Source organism: Pseudarthrobacter kochi, assembly GCF_055412805.1.
This window is the reverse complement of record NZ_JBVAYV010000041.1, coordinates 1-25270: the sequence shown is the minus strand read 5'-3', so window position 1 is coordinate 25270 and position 25270 is coordinate 1. Positions and strand designations below refer to the sequence as shown.

Sequence of the window (25270 nt, the reverse complement as noted above, 5' to 3'; positions counted from 1 at the left end):
CTTATCGGGCCCGTCACCCGGCGGCGCGGGCAGGGGGCTGGGGTTGTTCGACGTCCTGGAGGACCTCGTTGCGGCGGAGGAACCAGGGCTTGAAAGGCGGATCAAAACGGGCGAACCGCGGGAGTCCGACGGCGCTCAGACCGGCCGTTGCCAGCGCGGCCTGCAGTTCCTGGTTCCGTTTCCCGAACGCACTCTTCGATCCGCCACCGGAAAAGCTAAGGGCAGCGGCAAGGGAGCCCGGCACGGTCCGGATCCTGACGTCCGGATTGGTCGGGACCGGGGCGGTCTCCGCCGTCATCCCCGCCGGCAGGACGAAGGCCACGACGAAATCGGTGGTTTCTTCTCCCCCGGTCAGGGATCCGCTTTGCAGAACCGGGGCCGTCATGGCCAGTTTCTGTGGGGGCCCGAAGCCCTGGACAACCGGGGCGGTCATCGCCACCGCTTGCCGGGCGGTGTTGTTGCCGCTGATGTAATTGAAGAGGTGCCGGAACGCGGCATTGCCGGCCCGGTCAAAGGTCGCGTTGACCTGCACCTCGGCCACCACATGCGCGGGATAGCGGCGCAACTCGAAATCCGGGTAGCGCTGGACCAATTCGAAGGGCTGCTGTTCGGTCATCGTCTTCAGACCATACGCCGGGCCGCCGACAGGAACCAGCCCGTTCCACCCGGGTGCTCGCCGTATTGTCGGAGGGCTTTGATAGCTTGAAGAACAGAGAGCCAGGCTGCACTGAGGTCCAAGCCGGCCAATCCTTAATCACAGCGGCGCATCAATATCGGGGGCACAGTGTTTTTTCTTGAACCGGAAGTGCCGGGTTCCGCACCGGACCTGGTTTTCTCCGCGAGCGACCTCGTGATCGCTGCCAGCTGCGAGTATCAGCTGTTGCGCAAGCTCGATGAGAAGCTGGGACGTGCCCCCAAAGCGGCCTTCGACGCCGACGAGATGCTCCAGCACGCGGCCGTGCTGGGTGACCGCCACGAGCGCAAGGTCCTGGATGGTTTCGTCGAGGAGTTCGGCCACTGGGATCCTGCCGCCGGCCGTGGTGTGTACGACGTCGTGCCCGCCGAAGCGATGGACCGCGCCACGCTGCTGGCCAAACACCATGAGTCCATCGAGGCCCTGCGCTCCGGCGCCGACGTCGTGTTCCAGGCGGCCTTCTTCGACGGGCAGTTCCATGGCCGCTCCGACTTCCTGGTCCGCCAGGCCGACGGCAGCTACGCCGTGTTCGACACCAAGCTGGCCCGCCATGCCAAGGTCACCGCGCTGCTCCAGCTTGCCGCCTACGGGGACCAGTTGCTGAAAGCCGGGATCACTCCGGACCCTGCGGTGACCCTGGTCCTCGGCGCCACGGTCCAGCTCCCGGGCGGCGGCTTCGACTACGTCCGCAGCCACCACAAACTGGCGGAAATCCTGCCGGTCTTCCGCGAACGGCGGGACCGCTTCGTGGCGCTGACCGCTGCGCATGCAGCGCAGCCCCACACCGTGCAGTGGGGTGCCCCCGGGCTCAGCGCGTGCGGCCGCTGCGACTACTGCCACGAGCAGGTCGTGGCCACCGATGATCTGCTGCTCGTGGCGCGGATGAACTCGGCACAGCGCAAAGCACTCCATGAACGGAAGATCTTCACGGTCAAGGGACTCGCGGAAGCACACCTTCCCGGCGCGAACAGCGCACTGCTGCGCCTGCAGGACCAGGCCCGGATGCAGAGCGGGGTGGGCGCGTCCGACGACGGCGTCCGGTACCTCAAGGACGGAACGGAACACACCATCAGCTACCGGGTGGTCCCGGAAAACACGCTCGCGGAGCTCCCGCCGCCCAGCGCGGGCGACATCTTCTTCGACTTCGAGGGCGATCCGCTGTGGCAGGAAAGCGCCACCGGAGTCTGGGGACTGGAGTACCTGTTCGGCGTCATCGAAGCACCGACCGGACCCGGGGACCCCGGGGCATTCAGGCCGTTCTGGGCGCACAACCGCGAGGCGGAGAAACAAGCGTTCCTCGACTTCCTCGACTACGTGGAGAAGCGCCGGCAGGACCACCCGGACATGCACGTCTACCACTACGCCGCCTACGAGAAAACGGCCCTCCGGAAGCTCTCCGTGATGCACGTTGCCGGCGAAGACACCGTCGATGCGTGGCTGCGCGAGGGGCTCCTGGTGGACCTCTACCAGACCGTCCGGAACAGCATCCGCATCTCCGAGAATTCCTACAGCATCAAGAAACTTGAGCCGCTCTACATGGGGACGAACCTGCGCTCCGGGGTCGTGTTGGACGCCGGCGCCTCGGTGGTTGCCTACGCCCACTACTGCGACGCCCGCGACGACGGCCGGGCCGAGGAAGCGGCCACCATCCTCGCCGGGATCTCCGACTACAACGAATACGACTGCCTCTCCACACTAGAGCTGCGGAACTGGCTCCTTGGCCTGGCCAGGGACCGCGGCATCACGCCCGGCGGCGACGGCGCGCCCGGCGCAACCTCAGCGGCGGCCGCTGGAACGGACGCGGGCACCACGCCGGACACCGCTGACCCGGACCCGCTGGAAGTGGCACTGGCAGAACTGGCGGATTCCGGCGTCGGACTGTCTGAGGATAACCGGAACGCGGTTGCGATGCTCGCCGCGGCGGTCAGCTCCCACCGCCGGGAGCGCAAGGCGTTCTGGTGGGCGCACTTCGACCGTTGCGAGAACGGTCCCGACACCCATCACCAGCAGGACCGCAATGTCTTCCTCGTCGAGGATGCGGAAGTGCTCGAGGACTGGTGGAAGGACGGCGCCAAGCTGCCGGAGCGGCGGGTGAAGCTGATCGGCACCGTCAGCCCGGGCTCGGACCTGCGTGAGGGCAGCACCTGGTTCCGGATGTATGAGCCGCCGCTTCCGGCCGGGCTTGAAGGCACGGGGATCAACGGGACCGGGCGCAATGGCTGGTTCGGCACCGAGGTTCTGGAGTTGGGTCACGAGGACGGCAGGGACACCGTCATCATCCGGGACAAGCTCCGCAAGACCATCGAACCCTACAGCCAGGTCCCCGTCGCGCTGACCGAAGACCAGCCCATCCAGACCAAGAGCCTCGAGGACGCGCTGGCTGCCCTGGCCTCCACCGTCGCCGCGGCGTTGGAGTCCAACCCGCCCATTTTCCCGCGTCATCCGGCGTTGGATCTCGTCCGCCGGGTTGCGCCGAGGCTGGCCTCCGGTGCGCCGCTGCCCGCGCCCGGCGAGGGCCCGGACCGGTTCGTCGACGCGATCACGGAGGCGGTCGGCGCCTTGGACCACTCCTATGTCGCGGTCCAGGGGCCGCCCGGGACCGGCAAGACCCATGTGGGCTCCCATGTCATCGCCCGGCTGGTGGCACGGGGCTGGAAAGTCGGCGTCGTCGGCCAGTCCCATGCCGTGGTGGAAAACCTGCTCACGACAGCCGTGACCAAGGCAGGCGTCGATCCGCTCCGCGTGGCCAAAGACGTGAAGCACAGGGAACCGCTCCCCTGGGCGCAACGCTCGGCGTCGGATGTGGCGCGCCTGCTCGGTTCCCCGGGCGGGGCGCTCATCGGCGGGACAGCCTGGACCATGACGGGAGCCAACGTCCCGGCCGGATCGCTGGACCTGCTGGTGATCGACGAGGCCGGCCAGTTCTCCTTAGCCAACACCCTGGCCGTGGCGCAAGCCAGCAGCCGGCTCCTGCTGCTCGGCGATCCCCAGCAGTTGCCGCAGGTCAGCCAAGGCTCCCACCCCGAACCCGTGGACGAATCGGCTCTGGGCTGGGTGTCCGCCGGCCATGCCACGCTGCCGCCGGAGCTGGGGTATTTCCTGGCCGACTCATGGCGGATGACCTCGGCGCTGTGCCGGGCCGTCTCCGAACTCTCCTACGAGGGCAAGCTGCGTTCAGCCCCGGCCGCGGACCTCCGGACGCTCGAGGGAGCCCCTGCCGGGATCGAGACCGTGCTGGTGGAGCACAGCGGCAACGTCACGTCCTCGCGCGAGGAAGCCGCCGAAGTGGTCCGGCAGGTGCGGCGTCATCTCGGCCTCAGCTGGCAGTCGGAGGACGGCACCCGGCCCCTGGACTTTGCGGACATCCTGGTTGTGGCTGCCTACAACGCCCAGGTCAACGTGATCCGCGAGGCTTTGGACGGGGCCGGCCTGTCCAGGGTTCGAGTGGGGACCGTGGACAAGTTCCAGGGCCAGGAGGCCGCCGTCGTGATGGTGTCCATGGCGTGTTCGGCGGTGGCGGAGGCCCCGCGCGGCATGGAATTTCTGCTCTCCCGCAACCGGATCAACGTTGCGGTGTCCCGCGGCCAGTGGCGCGCCGTCGTGATCCGCGCACCTGAACTGACCAACTACCTCCCCACCCACCCCGAGGGCCTGGAGCAGCTGGGCGGGTTCATCGGGCTGTGCCAGCGGTCGGTAGCGGCCAGCTAACACGGGACATGCCCATTCTTCGTGCTCGAGCCCACGGGACATGCTCATTGCTAGACGCGAACAGTGGGCGGAATGGCATTCTGCCCACTGTTCGTGGCCACGACTGGACATGTCCTATGGTCAAGGTCGCCGCGACTGGACATGTCCGGTGGCGGGAGTGACCACCGCTGGACATGTCCGGTGGTGGGAGTGACCACCGCTGGACATGTCCACTGGCGACCTTCGGTGCTGCTGCCTTAGTTCTGGTACGCCGGGTAGTCCGTGTAGCCCTTGGCGCCTTCGGTGTAGAAGGTGGACTGGTCGGGCTCGTTGACGGGGAGTCCCTCGCGCCAGCGGCGGACCAGGTCCGGGTTGGCGATCGCGGGGCGTCCGACGACCACGGCGTCGGCGTGGCCGTCCGCAACAATCGCGGTGGCTTCCTCGCGGGTGGTGATGACGCCGAAGCCCGTGTTCAGCAGGAAGTTTCCGCCGAAACGGGTGCGCAGATCCTGGACCAGTTCGCTCGTCGGCTCCTTGTGCAGGACGCTCAGGTAGGCGAGCTTGAGGGGCGCCAGCGCATCCACGAGGATCCCGTAGGTTTCCCGGACGTCTGCCGCGTCGAGCTCCAGGGCTCCCTGGACGTTGTGTTCGGGCGAGATGCGGATGCCGACGCGGTCTGCGCCAACGGCATCGACCACGGCCCGGGTCACTTCGATGACGAAGCGCGCACGGTTCTCCGGCGAGCCGCCGTAGATGTCGTCGCGCTGGTTTGCGGACGGGGTGAGGAATTCGTGCAGCAAGTAGCCATTGGCGGAGTGCAGCTCGACGCCGTCGAACCCGGCGCCGATCGCGTTGCGGGACGCGGTGACGAACTCCTGCACGATGCCCGGCAGTTCGTCGGTGGTCAGGGCGTGCGGAACGGGGAATGCCTGCTTGCCCGCGTAGGTGCGGGTCTCGCCGTCGATCGCGATGGCACTGGGCGCCACCACCTGGTGGCCACCATTCGTGTCTTCGTGCGTGACGCGCCCGGCATGCATGACCTGGGCGTAGATGCGGCCGCCCTCGGCGTGCACGGCAGCGGTGACATCCGCCCAGCCCGCAAGCTGTTCCTCGGTTACCAAGCCCGGCTGGCCCGGGAACCCACGGCCGGCGGGGCTGGGATACGTGCCCTCACTGACGATCAGGCCGAGGGATGCCCGCTGCCGGTAGTGCTCGACAACCAGCGGGCCGGGAATGCCTTCCTTACCGGAGCGGACGCGGGTCAGCGGCGCCATCACAAGTCGGTTGGGCAGTTCCAGCTCGCCGAGAGTCATCGGGGAAAACAGCATGCGCAGTTCCTTTCACCAGGGATTGGGTTCACTGGCTGCAACTGCGCGGCGCCTGCAACTATTCCGGGTGGGACCCGGATCACTACGGGTGGACGATGATCTTGACCGCGGTGTCGTTGTGGTGGATCAAGGTATCAAAGCCCTTGTCCACGAGATCATCCAGGGCGATTCTTCCCGTGATGAAAGGCTTCAGATCGACTTTGCCCTCCTGAACGAGCTTGATCGCGGCCGCGTGATCGCCGCAATAGGCGATGGTTCCGCGGAGGTCGATTTCCTTCAGGACGATCTTCTGCATGTCCACGGTGGCCGGACGTCCCCAGATCGAGACATTGACCACGACGCCGGCCGGCTTCACGACGTCGAGCATGGTGTCCAGCACGGCATTCACGCCGGCACATTCAAAGGCCGCATCCGCCCCCGCACCGGCTGTCAGTTCCAGCACCCGCGCCTTGACGTCATCGGTGCTCGGGTCCAGCACATGATCCGCGACTCCCGAGGAAACCGCTTTGTCCTTCCGGGCCGCCGACAGCTCGGTGACGATCGTGGTGACGCCGAGGCCCTTGAGGACCGCTGCGGTCAGCAGGCCAATCGGGCCCGCACCGCCGACGACGGCGACGTCCCCGGCTTTGACATCGCCCCGGCCGACGGCGTGATATGCCACGGCGAGGGGTTCGATGAGGGCAGCTTCGTCCAGCGGAATGTCGCCGACGGGGTGGACCCACCGGGTGTCGACGACGACCTTCTCACTCAGGCCCCCGCCGCCGCCGGCGAGGCCGATGAAGCCCAGCTTGGTGCACAGGTTGTAGTGGCCGCTGAGGCACGGGCCGCATTCATTGCAGACGATATAGGGTTCCACCACGACGCTGTCCCCGATGGCGAGCCCGGTTACGCCCTCCCCCAGTTCCTCGACGGTGCCGGAGAATTCGTGCCCCAGGGTGACGGGTGCTTCCTCGTGGGAAATCGGGTGGGGGTGGCCGGGCGGCGGCGTGAAGATCGGCCCTTCCAGGAACTCGTGGAGGTCAGTCCCGCAGATCCCGCACCAGGCGACGGCGATCTTCACCGTCCCGGGGCGCAGCTCCGGCTCCGCAACGTCTTCGATCCGGAGGTCATTGCGGGCGTGGAATCGTGCTGCTTTCATAGTGTTTTGCCTTCGCATTACGGGCCGTGGATGCGCCCGTTCAAGCGCATCCACGGCATGTCGATGGATTGTCAAAGATAGTGGCCGTCACTCCCAGTGTGGTTCCCGTGCCTGGGATTGTCACTTCCCGTCCAAGTCACCGCGTGTGGTGCGTGGGCTGACGCTCGAAGACGGGCGTCGGCAGCCCTTCCATCCTGGCCTTGAGCTGTAGCGCCAGATAGTTGGAGTAGTGGCGGCTTTGGTGCAGGTTGCCGCCGTGGATCCAGAGGTTGTCCACGTTGGTGGGCTTCCACATGTTGCGCAGTTCGCCCTCCCACGGCCCCGGGTCTTTGGGCGTATCTGAACCAAATCCCCAGCACTTGCCGACGGCGTCGGCCACCTCGGGTGAGACCAGATCGGCCAGCCAGCCGTTCATGGATCCGTAGCCGGTGGCGTAGATGATGGCGTCCGCCTCCAGCTCCGCTCCGTTGGCCATCACGACGGCGTTCCCGGTGATCTTGCCGACCTCGCCGTTGGCGAGCTTGACCCGGCCGTCGATGATCAGCTGCGAGGCGCCGACGTCGATGTAGTAGCCGGAGCCGCGCCGCAGGTACTTGAGGAAGAGGCCGGAGCCGTCGACGCCGAAGTCCAGGTCAAAGCCGGCGGCCTCGAGTTGGGAGTAGAACTCGGCGTCCCGCTCGGCCATCTCCGCGTAGACCGGGATCTGGGCTTCCGGCAGGATCCGGTAGGGCAGCGACGCGAACAGCAGATCGGCTTTCTCCGTGGTGACCCCGTTGGCGAGTGCTTTCTCCGAGTACAGGCCGCCGAGGGCGAGGTCCATGAGGGATTCGCTACGGGCGATGTGCGTGGAGGACCGCTGGACCATGGTGACGTCAGCGCCGTGTTCCCAGAGGTCCGCGCAGATGTCGTGGGCCGAGTTGTTGGAGCCGATGACCACGGCCTTCTTTCCGGTCCAGTCTCCGCCGCCCGGGTGCTTGGATGAGTGGTACTGCTCGCCCAGGAAGGATTCGGCGCCGTCGAACGTGGGGACGCTGGGGTATCCCGATACGCCCAGGGCGAACACCAGCTGCTTGGGGCGCAGGGTGACCGGTTCGCCGTCGCGCATTACTTCCACGATCCATTCCTGCGAGGATTCGTCGAAGCGGGCGCTGGTGCATTCGGTTTTGGACCAGTAGTTCAGCTCCATGATCCTGGTGTAGTTTTCCAGCCAGTCGCCGATCTTGTCCTTGGCCGCGAAAACCGGCCAGTCGTCGGGGAACTTGATGTAGGGCAGGTGGTCGTACCAGACCGGGTCGTGGAGGTGGAGGGACTTGTAGCGGTTACGCCAGGAGTCGCCCGCGCGTTCGTTCTTCTCGATGATGATGGTGGGCACGCCGAGCCGGCGCAGCCGTGCCCCCAGTCCGATCCCGCCCTGGCCGCCGCCGATGATAACGGTGTACGGCTGGTCTTCGTAGCCGAGCCGGGCTTCCTGTTCTTCCTTCAGTTCCAGCCAGGATTTGCGGCCCTTGGTGATCTCGTGGGCGACCCCTTTCTCCCGGTTGGCCCCCTTCTTCTCCTCGAGCCCTTGAGCTCCTGCATGGTGGTGAGCAGGGTCCAGCACTTGCCGTTCCGGAGGCGCAGATGGGCGTAACCCCGGGCCTGGGCGGTCTCGAAATTGACCCACGCCTCGGCGTTGGCAGCGTCCCCGGTGGCGTCCTCGGCCAGGGTCCAGTTGCTGGGCCGCACGTCGTCGAGGGTCGCATCGAGCATGCGCCGGATGTCCTCTTTGCCTTCCAGGGTCTTGAGGTTCCAGGTGAAGGAGACGAAATCGCGCCAGTACGAATCGTCGTCGAACAGTTCAAGCACGTCGTCCGTCTTGTGGCTGCGCAGCGCCTCATCGAACTGCGCCAGCCACGCCTCGACCACGCCGTTTGGAGTCTCAGGCATGTTTCCTCTTTCCGTTGCTTACTGTGGGCCGTTCCCGTTGCATGGCATCCAGTCCACGCAGTGACCCGCATCACAAGTAAAGTCCGCCGGGGGTTACAATCGGGTTACACAGAGCTCTCAAGCTCCTGGCCCGCGCGTTAGCTGCTCAGGGGTTGGCGGCAGCCGTCCGAGTGCGACGATTCGAGGGCGAGTTGGGACCATGAGCATGCGGCAGGGCAGTCGCTCCATCACGCAGCTCTCGGACCTGAGGTTTTCGGCTCCCGCGGAGTATGCCCGCGCCCTGCGGAAAGCGCACGAGTCCACGGTGCCCGGCACTCCGAACCCGCATTTGTCGCCGTCCCTCGTCAAGTCCTGGCAGCGTTCCCTCGCGCTGGGCATCAACCCGGACCAGCACCTTCCGATCCACCGGCATGAGGTTGCCGAGGCGCGCTCGCTCAGCGCCGGACACCGACTGGCCGCTGTGATGCCGGCGCTGTCACAACTGCTGGCCGACGAGACCGCAACCGGACGCCACCTGTTGATCGTGACCGATCATGAGGGCGAAGTGCTGTGGCGCGTCGGCAGCAAACAGGCGTTGAAACTCGCGGACTCCCTGGAGTTCGTGGAGGGGGCCGACTGGTCCGAATCGGGCGTTGGCACCAACGCCATCAGCGAAGCCCTGGTCACGGGCGCCCCCGCGCAGCTCTTCTCGGCCGAGCACCTGGTACGGACGCATCACGACTGGGCCTGCACGGCCGCTCCGGTTCGCGACCCGCTGACGGGGGAAGTCATCGGAGTCCTGGACGTGTCCGGCCCGTTCGAATCCGTCACGCAGGACAGCCTGCGCCTGGTGCGCTGTGGAGTGCGGCTGGCTGAGGAGCTGTTGAAATCCGCTACCCCAACCGTAGGCTCCGAGCACCGGACCCGGAATGCCTCTGGGATCGATTCTTCGGGGCGGGCCGACGCCGGGGTCCAGGCACAGCTGATGCTGCGGCTGCTGGGAGACGCGCCAACTGCAGCACTCGACGGCGGCACGCGTCGCCCGCTGACGCTGCGCCGGGCCGAGATCCTGGCGCTGCTGGCCTCCCGCACCCAAGGCTGGAGCGCTGACGAGCTGGCCTACGAGATCCACGGCGACGCGGGCACCGCGTCGGCAATCAGGACCGAGATACACCGGATCCGCAGCCTCTTGGGCAGCGTGGTGGAAGCGAACCCCTACCGCTTCTCGTCCACGGTCAGGGTGGTTATGGATGCCTCGGTGGTGGCTGGCCATTTGCGGAACGGCCGGGTTGCCGAGGCATTTACGGCTTATCCGGCCAAGTTCCTCAACCGATCGAACAACCTCGCTATCGGCTTCATGCGTGACGAGCTCAATGAAGCCGTCGGCGCCTCCGTGCGGGCCAGCGGTGATGCCCGGTTGATGCTGCAGTGGTGCACAAGCGATATGGGCTCCTCAGACACGGCCGCTGCGGCCCTTGCTGCCACACTGATGGGCCCGCTTGATCCACGCGGCCAGCTGGTGACCGCCCGGATGGAACGGGTCGATCGGGAACTGCGGGCGTAGGTCGTCGTCGTCGCTTGGTCCCGGCCCTTTGTCCGGAAGCGGTCCCGCATGCTACGGAGCAGGAGGAACGACGCCGGGGCACCCCTGGCCTTGCGGGTTCCGGAGGCAGTCGTCCGCGTAGTTCCGGGTGATGGAGCGCCAGACGCTCACTGTCTGCGGCGGCGAACTGAATTGCCCCTGGCCCGGGATGGGCAACGGCGGCCCGCCGTTGACTGAGTACGTGCCTTGGAAATGGGTTGTCAGCACCACCGGGAAATCGCCGGTCTGGGTGTAGACGTGGCTGGTGGGGGTCTTTTCGCCCCAACGGTCCTGCGGGAGGGACCCTCCGGCCGCAGGCTGCGGCCCCAGCGAGGTCCCGTCGCCGTAGCTCCAGGTGTATTGGACGGGCGTGGCGACGACGTGCACTTTCTGGCCCAAGATCGTGATGTCGAATTGCTGCTCACCCGCGTCTGCGAAGAAATTGGTCTCGGCTCCCCGGAGTGTGTGCGGACTGGGTTGGGCCGTGACTGAGCCAGGGGAGACCGGAAGTTTCTGGAACTCCGTTTGGATCATGGCGGCGATCCTCGGCAGCAAGTCCTCTGGTCTCGGGTCAAAGAGGCACGTGGGTCCGGAGTGAAAGGTCCAGGTTGGATTCGGTACGCCGGCTGGGGCTTTCAGCCACACGACGGGAATTCCGTCCTTTCCGTCAGGGCCGTTCTTACAATCCACGAGAACGGCGAGGCACTCCGTGTCGAAGTCGCCACCGCCCAAGTGGCATTGGAGTTCGTACTTGTACTGGAACGGATCAGCTTGAGCGACGCCCGGTTGAAGCGCCACAAATTTCCCTGTCGCTGGATCCAGCCGCCAGCCGCCGACATTGACACCCTGATTCCCGAATCCGGCGTCGATGCCGTCACCCTCCGCGAGGGCAGTATGAGGGACGCCAATAAGTCCGAAGATCGTGCACGTAACAGCAATTAGCCGGACTACGTTGCGCCGACTAACTAATCCGGAATCACTCATCGGATTGGATGTAGGCCGACGAGCTCCCATGCACCGGCCTTGTAGGTCGCGAGCATGACGTTTCCAGTGTCGGATGGCTGCGTTGGTTCGCGAAATTCGCCCCCTCCCGGCTCGAAGTACGAGATCCTCGCCTGCTGAACTTGCACCACGACCTGGAACTGCCCATCCGCTTCAGGTTCAAACGTTGTGCTCAGCGATGGGATTTCAATGCGCCCACCGGCCAGCCATCGATCGCTCGTGTAATTCGTGACCAAGGAACGAATTATGTTGGAACACAACTCACAGCCAGGGGATGTGACAGGTTCCAGTCCTGAAGTAATGCCGGTTTCGTAGGCGAAATTCAACTGGCTGAACCAGTACCGCGCAAACGCCTCGAGCCCTTCCTTTGTCTCCGCTTTCGCAGCGTCCGGCAGCACCGGAACCGGCACGTTCTGGGCTCGCCCCGAGCCGTCGGCCGGTTTGTAACTGGCCGTTGGGGAGGGGCTGGGAGTGGGCGTCAGCGACGCCGTCGGACTCGAAGACTCGGGGGCGGCCGTTGCCCCTGGCGTTGTTCCGCCACCGGTGCAGGCTGAGACCGGCAACAGGGTCAGCGCAACCAAAACGGCGCAAACACCTCTGCGGCGGACGAAGAATGAAGTGCGAGATGTCATGGTCAGCTATTCCCCCCGATAGAAATCAAGACGCCTGGAGCCAAACAATGACTTAAGGGTAACCGACATCACATTTTGGACATCCAAGTTATCCACAGGCGCTCGCTTCACCACCCGGGCTACCGGCACGGGGCGAACAGCATCAGGCTATGGGCGAGGTCCGACAATTTGCCGCCGCGCAGCCGCTCCCCGCAAATGCACCGGTCCCTGCCGACTCACACCGACTTTCCCGCGTTAGCCTCTGGCGTTTTTCTACAGAGGCCAGAACAATGAACCCATGATGTTCGAACATGCAGACGAAAACCCCATCCTCGTCCTTGACGACGACCAGAGCTGGAAGCTGATCGAGGGCACCAAGCACGGCAGGCTCGTGGTCATCGTGGGCGGCGAACCCGATATCTTTCCGGTGAACTATGCCGTGAGCGGCAGGAAGCTCTATCTCCGGACGGCCCCCGGCAACAAACTCGCTGAAGTGACCATCAATTCCAAGGTGCTCTTCGAAACGGATGGCATTCTCTCCGATGAGGCCTGGTCGATTGTTCTTCGCGGCACGGCCCGGGTGTTGGACCAGTCTGCCGATATCGCAGCGGCCGAGGCCTTGGGGCTGAAGCCGTGGGTGCCCACCCTGAAGGACTTCTACGTCGAGATCGAGCCGACCTCGGTCAGCGGTCGGCATTTCCAGTTCGGCGAGCAACCGGAGCGGGAGATCTAGCAGCCGCTCGACGCCGGTGGCCGCCTAGACTTAAACCATGGCGGACAAGCTGACCCCGGAGCGGCGCAGCTGGAACATGTCCCGCATCCGCGGGAAGAACACCAAGCCTGAACTGCTGGTCCGGAAACTGCTCCATGCCAAGGGCTGCCGCTACCGGCTGCACGGCACCGCCCGCGGAGGCCGACTGCCTGGCAACCCCGACCTGGTCTTCGCCGGCCGCCACAAAGTCATCTTCGTCAACGGCTGCTTCTGGCACTTCCATGACTGCCGGGTCGGGCAGCACGCACCCAAGGCCAACGCAGAGTTCTGGGAAACCAAACGCACCCGGACCAGGAACCGCGACGCCGAACAGCGCCATCAGCTTGAACGTTCCGGCTGGGACGTCCTCACCGTCTGGGAGTGCGAGCTCAAGGACCTTTCGGCGCTGGAAAAGCAACTGGACGACTTTCTACGACCCGGCAAACCGCGGCCCAGCAAGCCGCGGCCCGACCACGCCAGCGAACGCACCGGGCTAGGCCCGGTGGTGCTCGATCAGCCAGCCAGCCATTTGCCGGGCCCGGCCAGCCGCGGCGAGGTCGCCCTCGGCGGCTGAAACGATCGACCCCTTCATCAGAATGTGCAAGGAACGCGAAAAGCCCGCTGGATCGCGAAGGCCGGCTTCCTCGGCAAGCTGCTGGAGGTGGCCGCGGATTTTCGCAAGGTAGTCGATGCTTGCCGTGCCCAGCGGGTGATCGGATCCCATCTCAAGCAGGACGTTGACGAACGAACACGCCTCGAAGTCGGCGCGTGCAAACCAGTCGGCGAAGACATCAAAGATGGCCAGCAGCTGCACTTCGGGGCCGGCGCCCCGGCGCCGTGCTTCGGAGACAACTTTGTCCACGGTCCATAGCTGGTCCCTGCGCGCCAGGAAGGCGAGCACCAGCTCATCTTTGGAAGCGAAATGACGGTAGAAGCTCGCCTTGGCCACGCCGGAGCGGCTGATCAGTTCGTTGACGCCGACTCCGCGGACACCCCGGGTGGAGAACAGCTCGTAGGCAGCCGCAAGAATGCGCTCCCGTACGTTGGGCGCCACAGCTCCGGCACCGGCACCGGAGCCGCCGGGTGGTCCGGAACCCGAATGACCGGAATTCATTGAAAGCGACATCAAAAAATATCCTAGCGCCGCGCGAGACAGACTGGTCTGTCTCGGGTACTATCCGAATCTGGGGACGAGGACCCTACCGGGTCCGCACTTACTCGTACTACTACTTCACGGGAGAGCGCCAGATGCCGAACTTGCTCATGTCGACCACGTCGCTGAAGACCACAACCCGGCCATCGAAGTCTTCCCGCGATTCCCGGCCGCAGGAGTACCGGCGGACCCCCGAGGTCGATTCCGATCTTGGCCCCTTGCGCCTGCAGGTATCCGCAATCATTGATGCGATTCTCTCCGACACCAAGCCCGAAGAGGCGGAGGTGCGCGAAAAGCTTCGCTGGCATGTCGCCAACAACCCCGGCCAGCCGGAAAAAGCGCTCTTGAGCCATCTCTTGTCCGTATCCGTAGAACAGGAAACCTGCTAGCGGAAACTCCCAGGGAGTATTTCAGCGGCTGATGGTCGCCTGACGCACCACTTCGCCCCACGACTGCTGCGCGAGGTCCGCTACGGAGGCCAGGATTTCCGACGGCGGCCGCGACAGGTCCAGGGGGAACTCGACCACGTCGATATCCGTGTTGAGGATCCGGCGCAGTTTGATCTCCCCTGCCCCCGGATACACCAGCCAGGCCGTCGGCACCCGCAATGACGTGCAGTACGCCAGCATCCGGTAGTGGTCCCCCGACAGGGACGCCCCGGCGTCGGCAGCGGCCTTGTACTTGGCGTCGTAGACCATCACGGGCCGCCCGCCCAGCAGATGGACAGCGCCAGGCTGCACCACAATCCGGTCCGAGTCGCGGACGGCCTCATTGAGCAGGGCGTTGTACCGCAGCCGCATCTCCCCCGGGTATGCCGCCATGGCCTCGCGAAGCGCAGTCCCTACGAAGTCCTCGAACACCACGGACATGTCCACCACAAACGACGCCGACTGCTGAGTGCCGTCGCCGGCCTCGGCCGAGGAATGGCGCAGGATCACCTCGGCGAGCCGCAGGGCGGCCTGGTAGCGGGTGTTCATCCGGCTGGCCCGCCACACCGGCAGAGGCGCGCCGGACTGCAGCCGGGTCACGGCCACGAGCTTGCCCTTGAGCTGGCGGAGCCGACTCAGCACCTCTGGCCGCACCCCCGGAACCTGGGACATCCGTTCCAGGGCCGCCCGCAGGATGCGGTTTTCCGCGATGTCCTCGGTGAACTCGTCGTAGGAAACCTCGAGGGGAACCAGCATGCCGGGCCGCCGCGAGATCTGGTCAGAAATGCGGATCCGGCCCTTGACCGTCCGCAGTGATTCGTCGACATTCAGGTAGCCCTGCAGCACACCACGGCTGAGCGCCCGGTCCGAGAGCTGGGACAGCGACTCGGCCAGCGCACTCCACAGATCCGCTTCCTCGACCGCGGCGACGGAATCCTCCCGGAAACCCTGGTCCCCGGCGTAGCCCAGCAGGAACAGGAGCCGGGCCAGGCCGAGCCGTTCCTTGGGCCGGACTTCGAGCTGCACCGTCGGGGTGCGCACCGCGCCGACCTTGCCAACCGGCTCGATCCGGTACATGCCCATGCCCAGGGGCGAGGCAATGGCCAGGCCGCTGCCGTTGACGTAGGCCGCGCTGGCAGGGTCGAGCCGTTCGACGGTGCCACCGGAAAGCTCGTCCAGGACCACCCGGCGGACCGGCTGCGAACCCCGCGCGCCGTGCTGGCCGGCCGGCCTCGGCTGGCTAGACGCGCGCAAGGCGGTCGAGCAGTTGGTCCAGTCCGAACCGCTCCTGAAGCTGCGCGCGGTTCAGCTGCCCGTGGTAGTGCTCCTCCAGCAGCGGCATGAGCTCGTACTTCCAGATCCGGCGCAGGCCCTTGGGCGTCTGCGCGGACGGCTTCATGAAGTAGGACGGGCCGATCATCAGGTCCCGGTCCCACTCATCGATGGCATCGTTGAGCGCGTCCATCAGCAGCGCCGGCGTCGTATCCAGGTCCCGGGCCTGCAGGAACCGCAGCAGCGAACCCTTCACCGGTTCGGTCTTGGGGTGGAGTTCAATGAAGGAGAAGCGGCGGCGAATGGCCGCGTCCATCATCGCAATAGAGCGGTCCGCGGTGTTCATGGTGCCGATGATGTAGAGGTTGTCCGGCAGCGTGAAGGGCTCGTTGGGGCTGTACTGGAGGTAGATCCGGTCGTCGCGGTATTCGAGCAGGAAGTACAGCTCACCGAAAACCTTTGCCAGGTTCGCCCGGTTCATCTCATCGATGATCAGGAAATACGGCTTGCTCTCGTTTCCGGGTTTGGCGGCCTCTTCGGCGATCCGCCGCAGTGGCCCGGCGACGAGCTTGAAGGACACCTGGCCTTCCTCGGTCTTGTCCGGGCGGAAACCCTCGAAGAAGTCCTCGTAGGCGTAGGAGGGGTGGAACTGCACCAGCTTGACGCGTTCGTCGGTGGTGTCGCCGGCGAGCTGGGCGGCGAGGTGCTTGGCCAGGTACGTTTTGCCGGTTCCGGGCGGGCCGTACAGCACCAGCTGGCGGTTCTCCTCCAAGAGTTCGGCGATCTCCTGCAGCGGCTCCAGGTCCATGTGCAGCGACGCGGCGAACTCCTCCGTCAGCGGGCGGAATCCTTCACAGGCAGGTTCGACGACGGCGTCCGGCTCGGTGCCGTCGCCGGGCTCGGCTTCCGCTTCGGCGGGCAACAGCGATTCCAGTGCCTGGATGACGCGGGTGACGTCCACGACGATGCCGGAGGTGGCCAGCTGCCGCTGCACGTGGCGGGGCAGCTCGGTCATGGTGTGAGCCTCGTCGAACCAGCGGACCTTGCGGCGGAGCCGGCGGTTGTCCTCGCGGTGCTCAGGCTCGCCGAGGACCACCCCCACCCGGACGGTGCCGGCGCTCTGGTACAGGGTCAGGTCGCCGGGCTTCATGACGGTCAGGAAGGCGAAGACGGCGGTTTTGGTGTCCTCGCGTTCGACGTAACCGAGGTGTTTGTAGTCCTCATCGACGGCGTGCTGGACCAGCCCCGCGGTGACGCCCGGGTCCAGCAGGCGGAGGTGCTCGACGTCGAGCGTCACCGATTCCTCGGCCTCCCAGGTGCTGAGCAGCTCGGCGTTGTCGTGGTGGGTGCGCAGCAGCCAGGCGCGCCGGCCGGGGTCCCCCACCTTGCGCCACTGGCTCACCAGTTGCCGGGAGTACCAGTCGATCCGCTGGCCGGCCTGTTCGTCGAGGTGCAGCCGGATGCGGTGGATGTCCGCGGAGATTTCCTCGTCGCTGTCGCCCTTGGCGCCGCCCACGAGGGAGGCAAAGGCGTCGCGGATCTCCTGGCGTTCGACGTCGGCCACGACGGGTTCGAAGTAGCTGGGCCAGACCAGGAATTCGATGCTGCGGCGGATGGCCGGCTGGTCATCGGGCGTGCCTGCCACCAGCAGGTGGAAGGCCAGCGGATCCTTGACGGCGGCCGCAACTTCCCCCGACGGTCGCCGGGCGACGTGCTGCACGAAACGGCAGAGCCATTTCAGGTGATCCCAGATAGTCCAGTTGAATTCGGCGGTGCGGTCCCTTATGACACCGTGGTCCGTCATGCCCGCGTACAGCTCGTCCGGCAGGTCCAGGGGCGGCTCCAGCCAGGTTGCAGCTTCGGCCACCCGTGCGCGCTTGACCTTGAGGGACTTCACCTCATGGGCCAATGGCAGGGACTGCAGGAAGAGCAGCTCGACGGCCAGTTGCTTGGCACCCCGGGAGGCGCCCTCCAGGTTCTGACGCAGGTTGGTCATCATGGGAGCCTTGGGATCCGGTACCCCGCGGCCGAGGCGATCGAGCAGCTCAGCGGCGGCCGGCACCGACCAGGTTTTGGTGCGGCCGTCCAAGGCTGACGCTTTGCCCAGCAGCCCTGGCCCCAGGACAAACCAGGCCGCGTCCTCAATCTCCTTGGAGATGCCGAGGGCGCGGTGCATGGCAGGCTTTTTGGATGGGGTCATGCCTTCAATTTACAGGCTTAAGCTGAAAGCCCGCATCACGGCGGTGACCCGAATCTACTGACCGGTAGCTCCGCGCGGTGCCGGAACCGGCTGCTACTTGGCCGCCGGGCGCTTGACGCCGAAGGTGAAATAGCTGCCCGGGCCGACGAAGTTAATCAGGGTCGCCAGCCGCCATAACGTCTTGCTGCCGCGGATCTGCTCGGCCGGGCGGCGTGAGATGTCCCGCTGGGCGGCGACCAGCAACGAGAGCTGAACGACGGCGGCAGTGATGGTTCCGAACTTCGCCATCGGCGAGAGTTCCTTCCAGGACTTCTTCCGGGCGTTCCTCTTGCGCTTGTTCGCCATCATCTGTCCTCGCTTGTTCACCATGATCTGGGCTCCTTGGCTTCCGGGCTGACTGCCCGCGGGTTGTTTATTCTAGGGATGATCCGTGATCCGAGGTAGAGGCTATGGGACTGGTTTCGCGGGTTCAGCGGGAACCGGAGTGAAGCGGTCGAGCTTCTCCTTCTGTTCAGGTGTCAGCCGCAGCACCCGCCCGGTGGCCTCGTCCACAAAGGCCAGGTGGCTTGTGGCGCGGACACAGTCCTCCCGGGTCACGGGGTCCTGGACGAGATAGTGGATGTCAAAGCTGGCACCCTTGATCGCGCCGACCCATAGCTGCACGACAGCCGGCACGTTGCGGTATTCGAGGGTCCGGACGTAGCGGATCTTGTGCTCGACAATCAGCGCCAGGGTTCCCTCCGGGACGTCGTTGAAGAGGGCTACCGGCGGCTCGATGCCGGGCAGCCCCGGTCCGCGTGGCGGCCCGAAGGCCGCGATGCGGGCTTCCTCCAGGATCCGGACGATCTGGACGTTATTGATGTGGCCGTAGGCGTCCATGTCGCCCCAGCGCATCGGGATCTGCACCTCGATCCGCCGGGGCGCTGGAGCCGTGCCGGCGGCGCTCAGCTGCGCACCGCCGTCGCGTCGTCGGCCGTGTTCTCCGAAAAGGCCGTCTCCGCGTCTTCGCCCGCGAACTGTGACATGTACAGGCGGTAGTAGGCGCCCTTGAGGTCCAGCAGCTGGGCGTGCGCACCCTGCTCCACGATCCGGCCGGCCTCCATCACCAGGATGGTGTCGGCGTCCCGGATGGTCGAGAGCCGGTGGGCGATCACGAAGCTCGTGCGATCGGTGCGCAGCGCGGCCATGGCCTTTTGGACGAGCACCTCGGTGCGGGTGTCCACGGAGCTGGTGGCCTCGTCCAGGATCAGCAGCGAGGGATTGGCCACGAAGGCACGGGCGATGGTGATCAGCTGCTTCTCGCCGGCGCTGACGTTGTTGCCTTCCTCGTCGATGATGGTGTTGTAGCCGTCCGGCAGGGCTCGGACGAACCGGTCCACGAAGGTGGCTTTCGCTGCCTCCATCACCTGTTCCTCGGTGGCGTCCAGCTTGCCGTAGCGGATGTTGTCGTAGATGGTCCCGCCGAAGAGCCAGGCGTCCTGCAGCACCATGCCCACCTTGGCCCGCAGTTCCGCGCGGCTCAGATGGGTGATGTCGACCCCGTCCAGGGTGATGCTGCCGCCCCGGAGCTCATAGAAGCGCATCACGAGGTTCACCAGGGTGGTCTTGCCCGCACCGGTGGGGCCGACGATCGCCACCGTGTGTCCGGGCTCCGCGGTGAAGGACAGGTCCTCGATCAGCGGTTTGTCCGGGGTGTAGCTGAAGGTGACGTGCCGGAACTCGACGTGCCCGTCCGTCTTGGCCGGCAGCTGCTCCGTGGCGGTCTCGGCATCCTGTTCGTCGGCGTCGAGGAATTCAAAGACCCGTTCCGCGGAGGCGACGCCGGACTGCAGCATGTTGGCCATGCCCGCCATCTGGCCCAGCGGCTGGGTGAACTCGCGCGAGTACTGGATGAACGCGGTGGCGTCGCCGAGGCTCATCCCGCCGGAGGCAACGCGCAGGCCGCCGACGACGGCGATGCCGACGTAGCTGAGGTAGGACACGAACTGCATGACGGGCATGATCATGCCGGAAACGAACTGCGCGCCGAAGCTGGCCTTGTAGAGGGCCTCGTTCCGCTCGTCAAAGCGCTCCAGCATGTCGGCGTCGCGGCCGAAGACCCGGACGAGGTCGTGGCCGGAGAAGGACTCCTCGATCTGGCCGTTGAGCTCGCCGGTGTTCTTCCACTGGGCTGCGAAGAGCTTCTGGCTGCGGGACCCGATGATGCCGGCCGCCACGGCAGAGAGCGGCAGCGCGACGAGGGCAATGAGGGCCAGCTGCCAGGACACGATGAACATCATGATGACGATGCCGATCACCGTCAGCGCCGAGTTCACGAGCTGGGCGAAGGCCTGCTGCAGCGCCTGCTGGATGTTGTCGACGTCGTTGGTGACCCGGGAGAGGATGTCGCCGCGCTGGCGGGTGTCGAAGTAGTTCAGCGGAAGCCTGTTGAGCTTCTTCTCGGTGTCGTCGCGCAATGTGCGGACCACCCGCATGACCAGGATGTTCAGGACGTAGCCCTGCAGCCAGAGGAAGATGTTGGCGACGAAGTACATCACCAGGACCACGCTGATCAGGAACGCTAGCTTCTGGAAGTCGATGCCGGCGCCGGGGATAACGTCCATCTTGGCGAGCATGTCCGCGAAGTTGTCCTGGCCCTGGGCGCGGAGGCCTGCGATGAACTGCTCCTTGGTGCCGCCGGCGGGCAGCTGTTTGCCAACGACTCCGCCGAAGATCACGTCCATCGCCTGGCCGAGGATCCGGGGCGCCACAACGTTGAGGACGACGGCGACCGTCACCATCGCGAGCACGGCGGTGATGCCGGCCCGTTCGGGCTTCAGCAGGCCCATCAGCCGTTTCGCGGAGGGCCAGAAGTGCTGGGCTTTCTTTGCCGGCAGGTCACCGAACATGCCGCCGTCGGCCTCGCCGGGGGTGTATTCCTCTTCGTGGAAGTCGTCGTCCGGCTCAGCGGCCGAGGCATCGGCGACCGCAGCATCGGCGGCGGAGACCCCGGTGCCCGCGGGAGGGAGGTTGACCTTTTCGTTGGTGCTCATGCCACGGCCTCCGCGGTCAGCTGGGATTCGACAATTTCCTGGTAGGTGCTGGAACTCTGTAACAGTTCCTCATGCGTGCCGCGGTCCACGATCCGTCCGTTGTCGAGTACCAGGATCTGGTCGGCGTCGGCGATCGTGGAGACGCGCTGGCCGACAATGATCACGGTGGCGTCAGCGGTTTTCGCCTTGAGGGCGCGGCGGAGCCTGGCGTCGGTGGCGACGTCGAGGGCGGAGAAGGAGTCGTCAAACAGGAACACCTTGGGCTCCGTGACGAGCGCCCGGGCGATGCAGAGGCGCTGGCGCTGGCCGCCCGAGACGTTGGTGCCGCCCTGGGAAATCCGTGAGCCAAGTCCGTTCTTCTTCTCGCGCACAAAGTCGGCTGCCTGGGCCACGGTCAGGGCATCCCAGAGCTGGCTGTCCGTGGCCTCCGGCTTGCCGAAGCGCAGGTTGTGCTCAATGGTTCCGGAGAACAGGTACGGCCGCTGCGGAACCATGGCCACGCGCTGGGTGATCTCCGCGCGGTCCAGGTTGGTGACGGGGACGCCGTCGAGCAGCACCTCCCCCGAGGCGGCGTCGTAGAGCCGGGGCAGCAGGGACAGCAGGCTGGTTTTGCCGGCGCCGGTGGAGCCGATGATGGCCACCGTCTGCCCGGGCTCGGCGGTGAAGCTGATGTCGCTCAGGACCGGCGCTTCGGCGCCGGGGTAGGCGAAGGACACGTTCCGGAACTCGACGCGGCCGGCTTTCCTGGCCGGGGTCACCGGGGTGAGGGCCTCGTGGATGGAGGGTTCGACGTCGAGCACCTCACCAATGCGGTCCGCGCACACGGAAGCGCGGGGAATCATCATCGCCATGAACGTGCCCATCATGACGGCCATCAGGATCTGCAGCAGGTACTGCAGGAACGCCGTCAGCGAGCCGACCTGCATTTCCCCGGCTTCGACCCGCTGGCCGCCGAACCACAACACGGCCGCGGTGGAGACGTGCAGGATCATGCCGATGGCGGGGAACATCAGGACAAACAGGGCGCCGATCTTCAGCGAGACGTCGGTGAGTTCCTTGTTCGCGGCGCCGAAGCGTTCGGCCTCGTGTGGCTCGCGCACGAAGGCGCGGACAACGCGGATACCGATGATCTGTTCGCGGAGGATGCCGTTGAGCCGGTCGATCTTCTTCTGCATCGAACGGAAGAGTGGCATCAGGCGGACCACGAGGTAGCCCACCACCACCACGAGCACCGGAACGGACACCCAGACCAGCCAGGACAGGTTGAGGTCCTCGCGGAGGGCCATGAAGATGCCGCCGATGCACATGATGGGCGTGGCCACCATAAAGTTCAGCCCCATCAGCATGAGCATCTGCACCTGCTGGACATCGTTGGTGCCGCGGGTGATCAGGGTGGGGGCGCCGAAAACGTTGACGTCCTTCGCGGAGAAGCTCGTGACCTTGCGGAACACCCCGCGGCGCAGGTCGCGGCCGAACGCCATCGCGGCCTTCGACCCGAAGTAGACCCCGGCGATCGCCGTGGCGACCTGCACCAGGGCGACGCCGAGCATCACCCCGCCGGTCCGCCAGATGTAGTCCGTGTCGCCGCGGGAGACGCCCTCGTCGATGATCTGGGCGTTCAGGCTGGGAAGATACAGTGCGGCGATGGTGGAGGCGAGCTGGAAGAAAATGACGGCACCGATGTATGGCAGATACGGCTTCGAATAACGCCGTATGAGGGTGACAAGCATGCCCACGAGTCCTTAGGAAATATCGAGTAGATGAGGCTGGAGGACAGCCTGGGAAGGGAACAACAACCGATGCGCCCAGTACTAGCAGAGGGGGCTGACAGCCATAGCCATCCAACTCTACGAAACGACGTGCCCGCGCGGAACATTGGAGACAGAAAATCATCCAAACGGCTTACTTTTCGCCGACTGTCGACAAAGCAGCGTGGGACCGTGGGGAGGCCAGTTGCGGGGGGGGGAGGGGTACAGGTTTTGTGTATCGTTTGGGTTTCGTCCTCCTCCCCCCCCCCCCCCCCCCCCCCCCCCCCCCCCCCCCCCCCCCCCTCCCCCCCCCCCCCCCCCCTGCGCCGCTTGCGTGCACGCGGTGCGTTCAGTCGCCCCGGCGCTGGCTTTCGCGCTGCTGGCTCAGCACCTCAACGAATTCCCGGTCGAGGTCGACGATTCCGGTCCCGGATGCGGCAGGTGCGGACGGGTTGACCTTCGCAGTCACGGCCGGGCCGCCGTCGGGCCCTGTGACGCCTTTGGCGGCGGGGCTGACGATGTCCACGGTGCGCCGCAGCGGCTCTTCCTTGATGAAGAGGATCGCCACCAGGGCGACCAGCCCGATGATTGCGGAGACCATAAAGATCTGGGCCGTGGCGTCACCGTAGGCGGCCCGCATGATTTCGCGGACTGGCCCCGGCAGGTCCTTGAGGTCCATGCTGGCGCCCGCGCCGCCGGTAGTGGGAATCCCCGCGGCGGCGAAGCCCTCGGTGGCGAGTTCCTTGACCCGGGTGCCCATGATCGCGCCGAGCACGGAGACGCCGATGGCGCCGCCGACCGACCGGAAGAATGCCACGGAGGCGCTGGCGGTCCCGATGTCCCTGGCCCGCACGGTGTTCTGCACGGCCAGCACGAGGTTCTGCATCAGCAGGCCCAGGCCAAGGCCGAGGACCGCGGTGTAGACACCGGTCTGCCAGAGTGCGGTGGTGTGGTTGATGGTTCCGGTCAATCCGAGGCCGCTGATCAGCAGGATGGAACCCGCCACCAGGTACCGCTTCCACTTTCCGGTCCGGCTGATCAGCTGTCCCGAGACGACGGAGCCGATCAGGTTGCCGGCGATCATCGGCAGGGTCAGGAGCCCGGCTTCGGTCGGTGATGCGCCGCGCGCCACCTGGAAGTACTGGCCGAGGAAGGTGGAGGAACCGAACATACCGACGCCGACGGCGATCGAGGCCAGGATGGCGAGGGCTGTGGTGCGCTGGGAGATGATCTTCAGCGGAATGATGGGCTGCGACACCCTGGATTCCACCAGGACCAGCAGGGCCAGCAGGGCAACGCCGCCGCCGACCATGGCCACCGTCTGCCAGGACCACCAGTCGTAGTAGTCCGGGTTGCCGGCGAAGGACACCCAGATGAGCAGCAGGCTCACGCCGGAGGTCAGGAGGACGGAGCCGAGCCAGTCGATCTTGGCAGGGCGCCTGACGTGCGGCAGCTTCAGGGTGACCTGGAGCAGGATGAGGGCAACGACGGCCAGCGGAACACAGACGAAGAAGGTCCAGCGCCAGCCCAGCGGGCTGTCCACGATGAAGCCGCCCAGCAGGGGGCCGCCGGCGGTGCCCACGGCCATCACGGCACCCATGTAACCGGAGTACTTGCCGCGGTCGCGGGGCGGGATGATGGAGCCGATGATGGCCATGGCCAGGGCGGTGAGCCCGCCCATGGCGACGCCCTGGATCACGCGGGCGGTGAGCAGCAGCGGGATCGTCTCGGACAGGCCCGCCATGACGGAGCCGGCCACGAAGATCACGATGCTGAGCTGGACCAGAACCTTCTTGTTGAAGAGGTCGGCGAGCTTGCCCCAGATGGGGGTGGTCGCGGCGTTGGCCAGCAGGGTCGCGGTGATGACCCAGGCGAAGTCGGTCTGGGTTCCGTTGAGCTCGGACATGATCGTGGGGAGGGCGTTCGCGACGATCGTGCTGCTGATGATCGCGGTGAAGAACGCGGCCAGGATGCCCGTGAGGGCTTCCATGATCTGGCGGTGGGTCATCACCACCGCAGGCGCGGGGGGCATTTCTGTCGTTGCTGCCATGGGGGGCTCCTTAAACAATTTCGGTCGTATTGGTGGATCCGGCCGTCGTTGCCCGGGCTGAGGTCCTGAGGGACTCAGCAAGTTTCTGCAAGGTTTTCGTTGTCTCTTCGACGTCCTGCTCGCTCCAGTCCTGCAGGAAGCCAAGGAGTGTGACGGTGCGCTGGTCCTCGATGGAGCGGAGTTTCCCGATTCCTGACGCGGAGAGGGCGATCAGTTGAGCCCGCCCGTCCAGCGGGTCGGGACGGCGGACCACGTAGCCCTGTTCTTCCAGCTCGGCAATGTGCCGGCTGAGGACGGGGGCGCTGACTCCGAGCCGCTCTGCGAGTCCGGTGGCGCGGGTTTCCCCCTCCCCCACGAAGCGCAGTACGCCCTGGAGCGCCACGCCGGTGTCCTCCCCGCGAAGCTTGATCGCGGCGACGCAACGAACGGCGCGCTGCAAATCGAAAATCTGGTGGACGAGTCTGGCTGCGGTGTCCGGCGCAACTGCCATGGGAGAACCCCTTATGTTTGCCTAAGGCAACAATGTACCAGAAATTTAGTTACTTTGGGAAACTAACCCTTTTTCGGGAGGTGCTTCCGGCTTAAATGCCGAGCGGGGGGGGGGGGGGGGGGGGGGGGGGGGTGGGGGGGTGTGTTGTTGTGGGGGGGGGGGGGGGGGGGGGGGGGGGGGAGGGGGGGGGGGGGGGGGA

18 protein-coding genes and 2 pseudogenes are annotated in these 25270 nt (G+C 65.9%); 5 read left to right on the top strand and 15 right to left on the bottom strand.

What is annotated here, in order from left to right:
* Positions 1-13: 13 nt before the first annotated feature.
* Positions 14-616, bottom strand: a complete 603-nt coding sequence (locus ACZY0Y_RS16395) for an SOUL family heme-binding protein (RefSeq protein WP_463959162.1) — start codon at positions 614-616, stop codon at positions 14-16.
* A 168-nt stretch (positions 617-784) separates the two neighbouring features.
* Between ACZY0Y_RS16395 and ACZY0Y_RS16390 the strand changes: the two genes are divergently transcribed.
* Positions 785-4402 carry a TM0106 family RecB-like putative nuclease gene (locus ACZY0Y_RS16390; protein ID WP_463959160.1) on the top strand — a complete coding sequence of 1206 codons (3618 nt, stop codon included), beginning with the start codon at positions 785-787 and terminating at the stop codon, positions 4400-4402.
* 236 nt (positions 4403-4638) lie between these two features.
* Here the strand turns inward: ACZY0Y_RS16390 and ACZY0Y_RS16385 are convergent, their stop codons facing one another.
* The 3 genes and pseudogenes from ACZY0Y_RS16385 to ACZY0Y_RS16375 all read right to left on the bottom strand — a co-directional run bounded on the left by ACZY0Y_RS16385 (position 4639) and on the right by ACZY0Y_RS16375 (position 8773).
* Positions 4639-5709 carry an alkene reductase gene (locus ACZY0Y_RS16385; RefSeq protein WP_463959158.1) on the bottom strand — a complete coding sequence of 357 codons (1071 nt, stop codon included), beginning with the start codon at positions 5707-5709 and terminating at the stop codon, positions 4639-4641.
* 82 nt (positions 5710-5791) lie between these two features.
* Positions 5792-6847 (bottom strand): 2,3-butanediol dehydrogenase, encoded by a 1056-nt coding sequence (locus ACZY0Y_RS16380; RefSeq protein WP_463880721.1) that lies wholly within the window; start codon positions 6845-6847, stop codon positions 5792-5794.
* Between the two features lie 136 nt (positions 6848-6983).
* Positions 6984-8773: pseudogene (locus ACZY0Y_RS16375) on the bottom strand (NAD(P)/FAD-dependent oxidoreductase).
* Positions 8774-8978: 205 nt separating this feature from the next.
* Here ACZY0Y_RS16375 and ACZY0Y_RS16370 point away from each other — a divergent pair.
* On the top strand, positions 8979-10316 hold the full coding sequence (locus tag ACZY0Y_RS16370) for a helix-turn-helix domain-containing protein (RefSeq protein ID WP_463959156.1): 1338 nt from the start codon (positions 8979-8981) through the stop codon (positions 10314-10316).
* Between the two features lie 51 nt (positions 10317-10367).
* On the opposite strand, the gene ACZY0Y_RS16365 is transcribed toward ACZY0Y_RS16370, so the two are convergent.
* Together ACZY0Y_RS16365 and ACZY0Y_RS16360 are read right to left on the bottom strand one after the other, a co-directional pair.
* Positions 10368-10868 (bottom strand): PKD domain-containing protein, encoded by a 501-nt coding sequence (locus ACZY0Y_RS16365; RefSeq protein ID WP_463959154.1) that lies wholly within the window; start codon positions 10866-10868, stop codon positions 10368-10370.
* A gap of 446 nt (positions 10869-11314) precedes the next feature.
* Positions 11315-11968 carry a DUF6318 family protein gene (locus tag ACZY0Y_RS16360; protein ID WP_463959152.1) on the bottom strand — a complete coding sequence of 218 codons (654 nt, stop codon included), beginning with the start codon at positions 11966-11968 and terminating at the stop codon, positions 11315-11317.
* A 277-nt stretch (positions 11969-12245) separates the two neighbouring features.
* Here ACZY0Y_RS16360 and ACZY0Y_RS16355 point away from each other — a divergent pair, with 277 nt between their 5' ends.
* Together ACZY0Y_RS16355 and ACZY0Y_RS16350 are read left to right on the top strand one after the other, a co-directional pair.
* Positions 12246-12680 (top strand): pyridoxamine 5'-phosphate oxidase family protein, encoded by a 435-nt coding sequence (locus tag ACZY0Y_RS16355; protein WP_463959150.1) that lies wholly within the window; start codon positions 12246-12248, stop codon positions 12678-12680.
* 37 nt (positions 12681-12717) lie between these two features.
* Positions 12718-13131 (top strand): annotated as a pseudogene (locus ACZY0Y_RS16350) (very short patch repair endonuclease); the annotation flags it as partial.
* Positions 13132-13191: 60 nt separating this feature from the next.
* On the opposite strand, the gene ACZY0Y_RS16345 reads toward ACZY0Y_RS16350, so the two are convergent.
* Positions 13192-13824, bottom strand: a complete 633-nt coding sequence (locus ACZY0Y_RS16345; RefSeq protein ID WP_463959148.1) for a TetR/AcrR family transcriptional regulator — start codon at positions 13822-13824, stop codon at positions 13192-13194.
* Between the two features lie 122 nt (positions 13825-13946).
* Between ACZY0Y_RS16345 and ACZY0Y_RS16340 the strand changes: the two genes are divergently transcribed.
* Positions 13947-14240: a hypothetical protein gene (locus tag ACZY0Y_RS16340; RefSeq protein ID WP_463880738.1), complete on the top strand. Its 294-nt coding sequence runs from the start codon at positions 13947-13949 to the stop codon at positions 14238-14240.
* Positions 14241-14261: 21 nt separating this feature from the next.
* Here ACZY0Y_RS16340 and ACZY0Y_RS16335 read toward each other — a convergent pair whose 3' ends face one another.
* The 8 genes from ACZY0Y_RS16335 to ACZY0Y_RS16300 form a co-directional block, all read right to left on the bottom strand.
* On the bottom strand, positions 14262-15458 hold the full coding sequence (locus tag ACZY0Y_RS16335; RefSeq protein ID WP_463959171.1) for a 5-methylcytosine restriction system specificity protein McrC: 1197 nt from the start codon (positions 15456-15458) through the stop codon (positions 14262-14264).
* Positions 15459-15519: 61 nt separating this feature from the next.
* Positions 15520-17751, bottom strand: coding sequence for an McrB family protein (locus ACZY0Y_RS16330; protein WP_463959146.1), 2232 nt, complete (start codon positions 17749-17751; stop codon positions 15520-15522).
* 93 nt (positions 17752-17844) lie between these two features.
* Positions 17845-18120, bottom strand: a complete 276-nt coding sequence (locus tag ACZY0Y_RS16325; protein ID WP_463880743.1) for a hypothetical protein — start codon at positions 18118-18120, stop codon at positions 17845-17847.
* Between the two features lie 78 nt (positions 18121-18198).
* On the bottom strand, positions 18199-18645 hold the full coding sequence (locus ACZY0Y_RS16320) for an acyl-CoA thioesterase (RefSeq protein WP_463881051.1): 447 nt from the start codon (positions 18643-18645) through the stop codon (positions 18199-18201).
* A 50-nt stretch (positions 18646-18695) separates the two neighbouring features.
* The gene (locus tag ACZY0Y_RS16315; RefSeq protein WP_463959144.1) at positions 18696-20783 is read right to left on the bottom strand and encodes an ABC transporter ATP-binding protein; all 2088 of its coding nucleotides are present in this window, start codon (positions 20781-20783) and stop codon (positions 18696-18698) included.
* Positions 20780-22513 carry an ABC transporter ATP-binding protein gene (locus ACZY0Y_RS16310; protein WP_463959142.1) on the bottom strand — a complete coding sequence of 578 codons (1734 nt, stop codon included), beginning with the start codon at positions 22511-22513 and terminating at the stop codon, positions 20780-20782. Before ACZY0Y_RS16310 ends, ACZY0Y_RS16315 begins: the two co-directional genes overlap by 4 nt.
* A 367-nt stretch (positions 22514-22880) precedes the next feature.
* Complete coding sequence (locus ACZY0Y_RS16305; RefSeq protein WP_463959169.1) at positions 22881-24539, bottom strand: MDR family MFS transporter; 1659 nt, start codon at positions 24537-24539, stop codon at positions 22881-22883.
* 52 nt (positions 24540-24591) lie between these two features.
* The gene (locus ACZY0Y_RS16300; RefSeq protein WP_463959140.1) at positions 24592-25071 is read right to left on the bottom strand and encodes a MarR family winged helix-turn-helix transcriptional regulator; all 480 of its coding nucleotides are present in this window, start codon (positions 25069-25071) and stop codon (positions 24592-24594) included.
* Positions 25072-25270 lie beyond the last annotated feature (199 nt).

Coding starts and splice junctions, on each gene's coding strand:
- ACZY0Y_RS16360 (WP_463959152.1), bottom strand. CDS start 11,968: ATGACATCTCGCACTTCATTCTTCGTCCGCCGCAGAGGTGTTTGCGCC.
- ACZY0Y_RS16320 (WP_463881051.1), bottom strand. CDS start 18,645: ATGCGCTGGGGCGACATGGACGCCTACGGCCACATCAATAACGTCCAG.
- ACZY0Y_RS16370 (WP_463959156.1), top strand. CDS start 8,979: ATGCGGCAGGGCAGTCGCTCCATCACGCAGCTCTCGGACCTGAGGTTT.
- ACZY0Y_RS16330 (WP_463959146.1), bottom strand. CDS start 17,751: ATGACCCCATCCAAAAAGCCTGCCATGCACCGCGCCCTCGGCATCTCC.
- ACZY0Y_RS16300 (WP_463959140.1), bottom strand. CDS start 25,071: ATGGCAGTTGCGCCGGACACCGCAGCCAGACTCGTCCACCAGATTTTC.
- ACZY0Y_RS16310 (WP_463959142.1), bottom strand. CDS start 22,513: ATGCTTGTCACCCTCATACGGCGTTATTCGAAGCCGTATCTGCCATAC.
- ACZY0Y_RS16345 (WP_463959148.1), bottom strand. CDS start 13,824: ATGTCGCTTTCAATGAATTCCGGTCATTCGGGTTCCGGACCACCCGGC.
- ACZY0Y_RS16395 (WP_463959162.1), bottom strand. CDS start 616: ATGACCGAACAGCAGCCCTTCGAATTGGTCCAGCGCTACCCGGATTTC.
- ACZY0Y_RS16385 (WP_463959158.1), bottom strand. CDS start 5,709: ATGCTGTTTTCCCCGATGACTCTCGGCGAGCTGGAACTGCCCAACCGA.
- ACZY0Y_RS16315 (WP_463959144.1), bottom strand. CDS start 20,783: ATGAGCACCAACGAAAAGGTCAACCTCCCTCCCGCGGGCACCGGGGTC.
- ACZY0Y_RS16355 (WP_463959150.1), top strand. CDS start 12,246: ATGATGTTCGAACATGCAGACGAAAACCCCATCCTCGTCCTTGACGAC.
- ACZY0Y_RS16325 (WP_463880743.1), bottom strand. CDS start 18,120: ATGGTGAACAAGCGAGGACAGATGATGGCGAACAAGCGCAAGAGGAAC.
- ACZY0Y_RS16340 (WP_463880738.1), top strand. CDS start 13,947: ATGCCGAACTTGCTCATGTCGACCACGTCGCTGAAGACCACAACCCGG.
- ACZY0Y_RS16380 (WP_463880721.1), bottom strand. CDS start 6,847: ATGAAAGCAGCACGATTCCACGCCCGCAATGACCTCCGGATCGAAGAC.
- ACZY0Y_RS16365 (WP_463959154.1), bottom strand. CDS start 10,868: ATGATCCAAACGGAGTTCCAGAAACTTCCGGTCTCCCCTGGCTCAGTC.
- ACZY0Y_RS16305 (WP_463959169.1), bottom strand. CDS start 24,539: ATGACCCACCGCCAGATCATGGAAGCCCTCACGGGCATCCTGGCCGCG.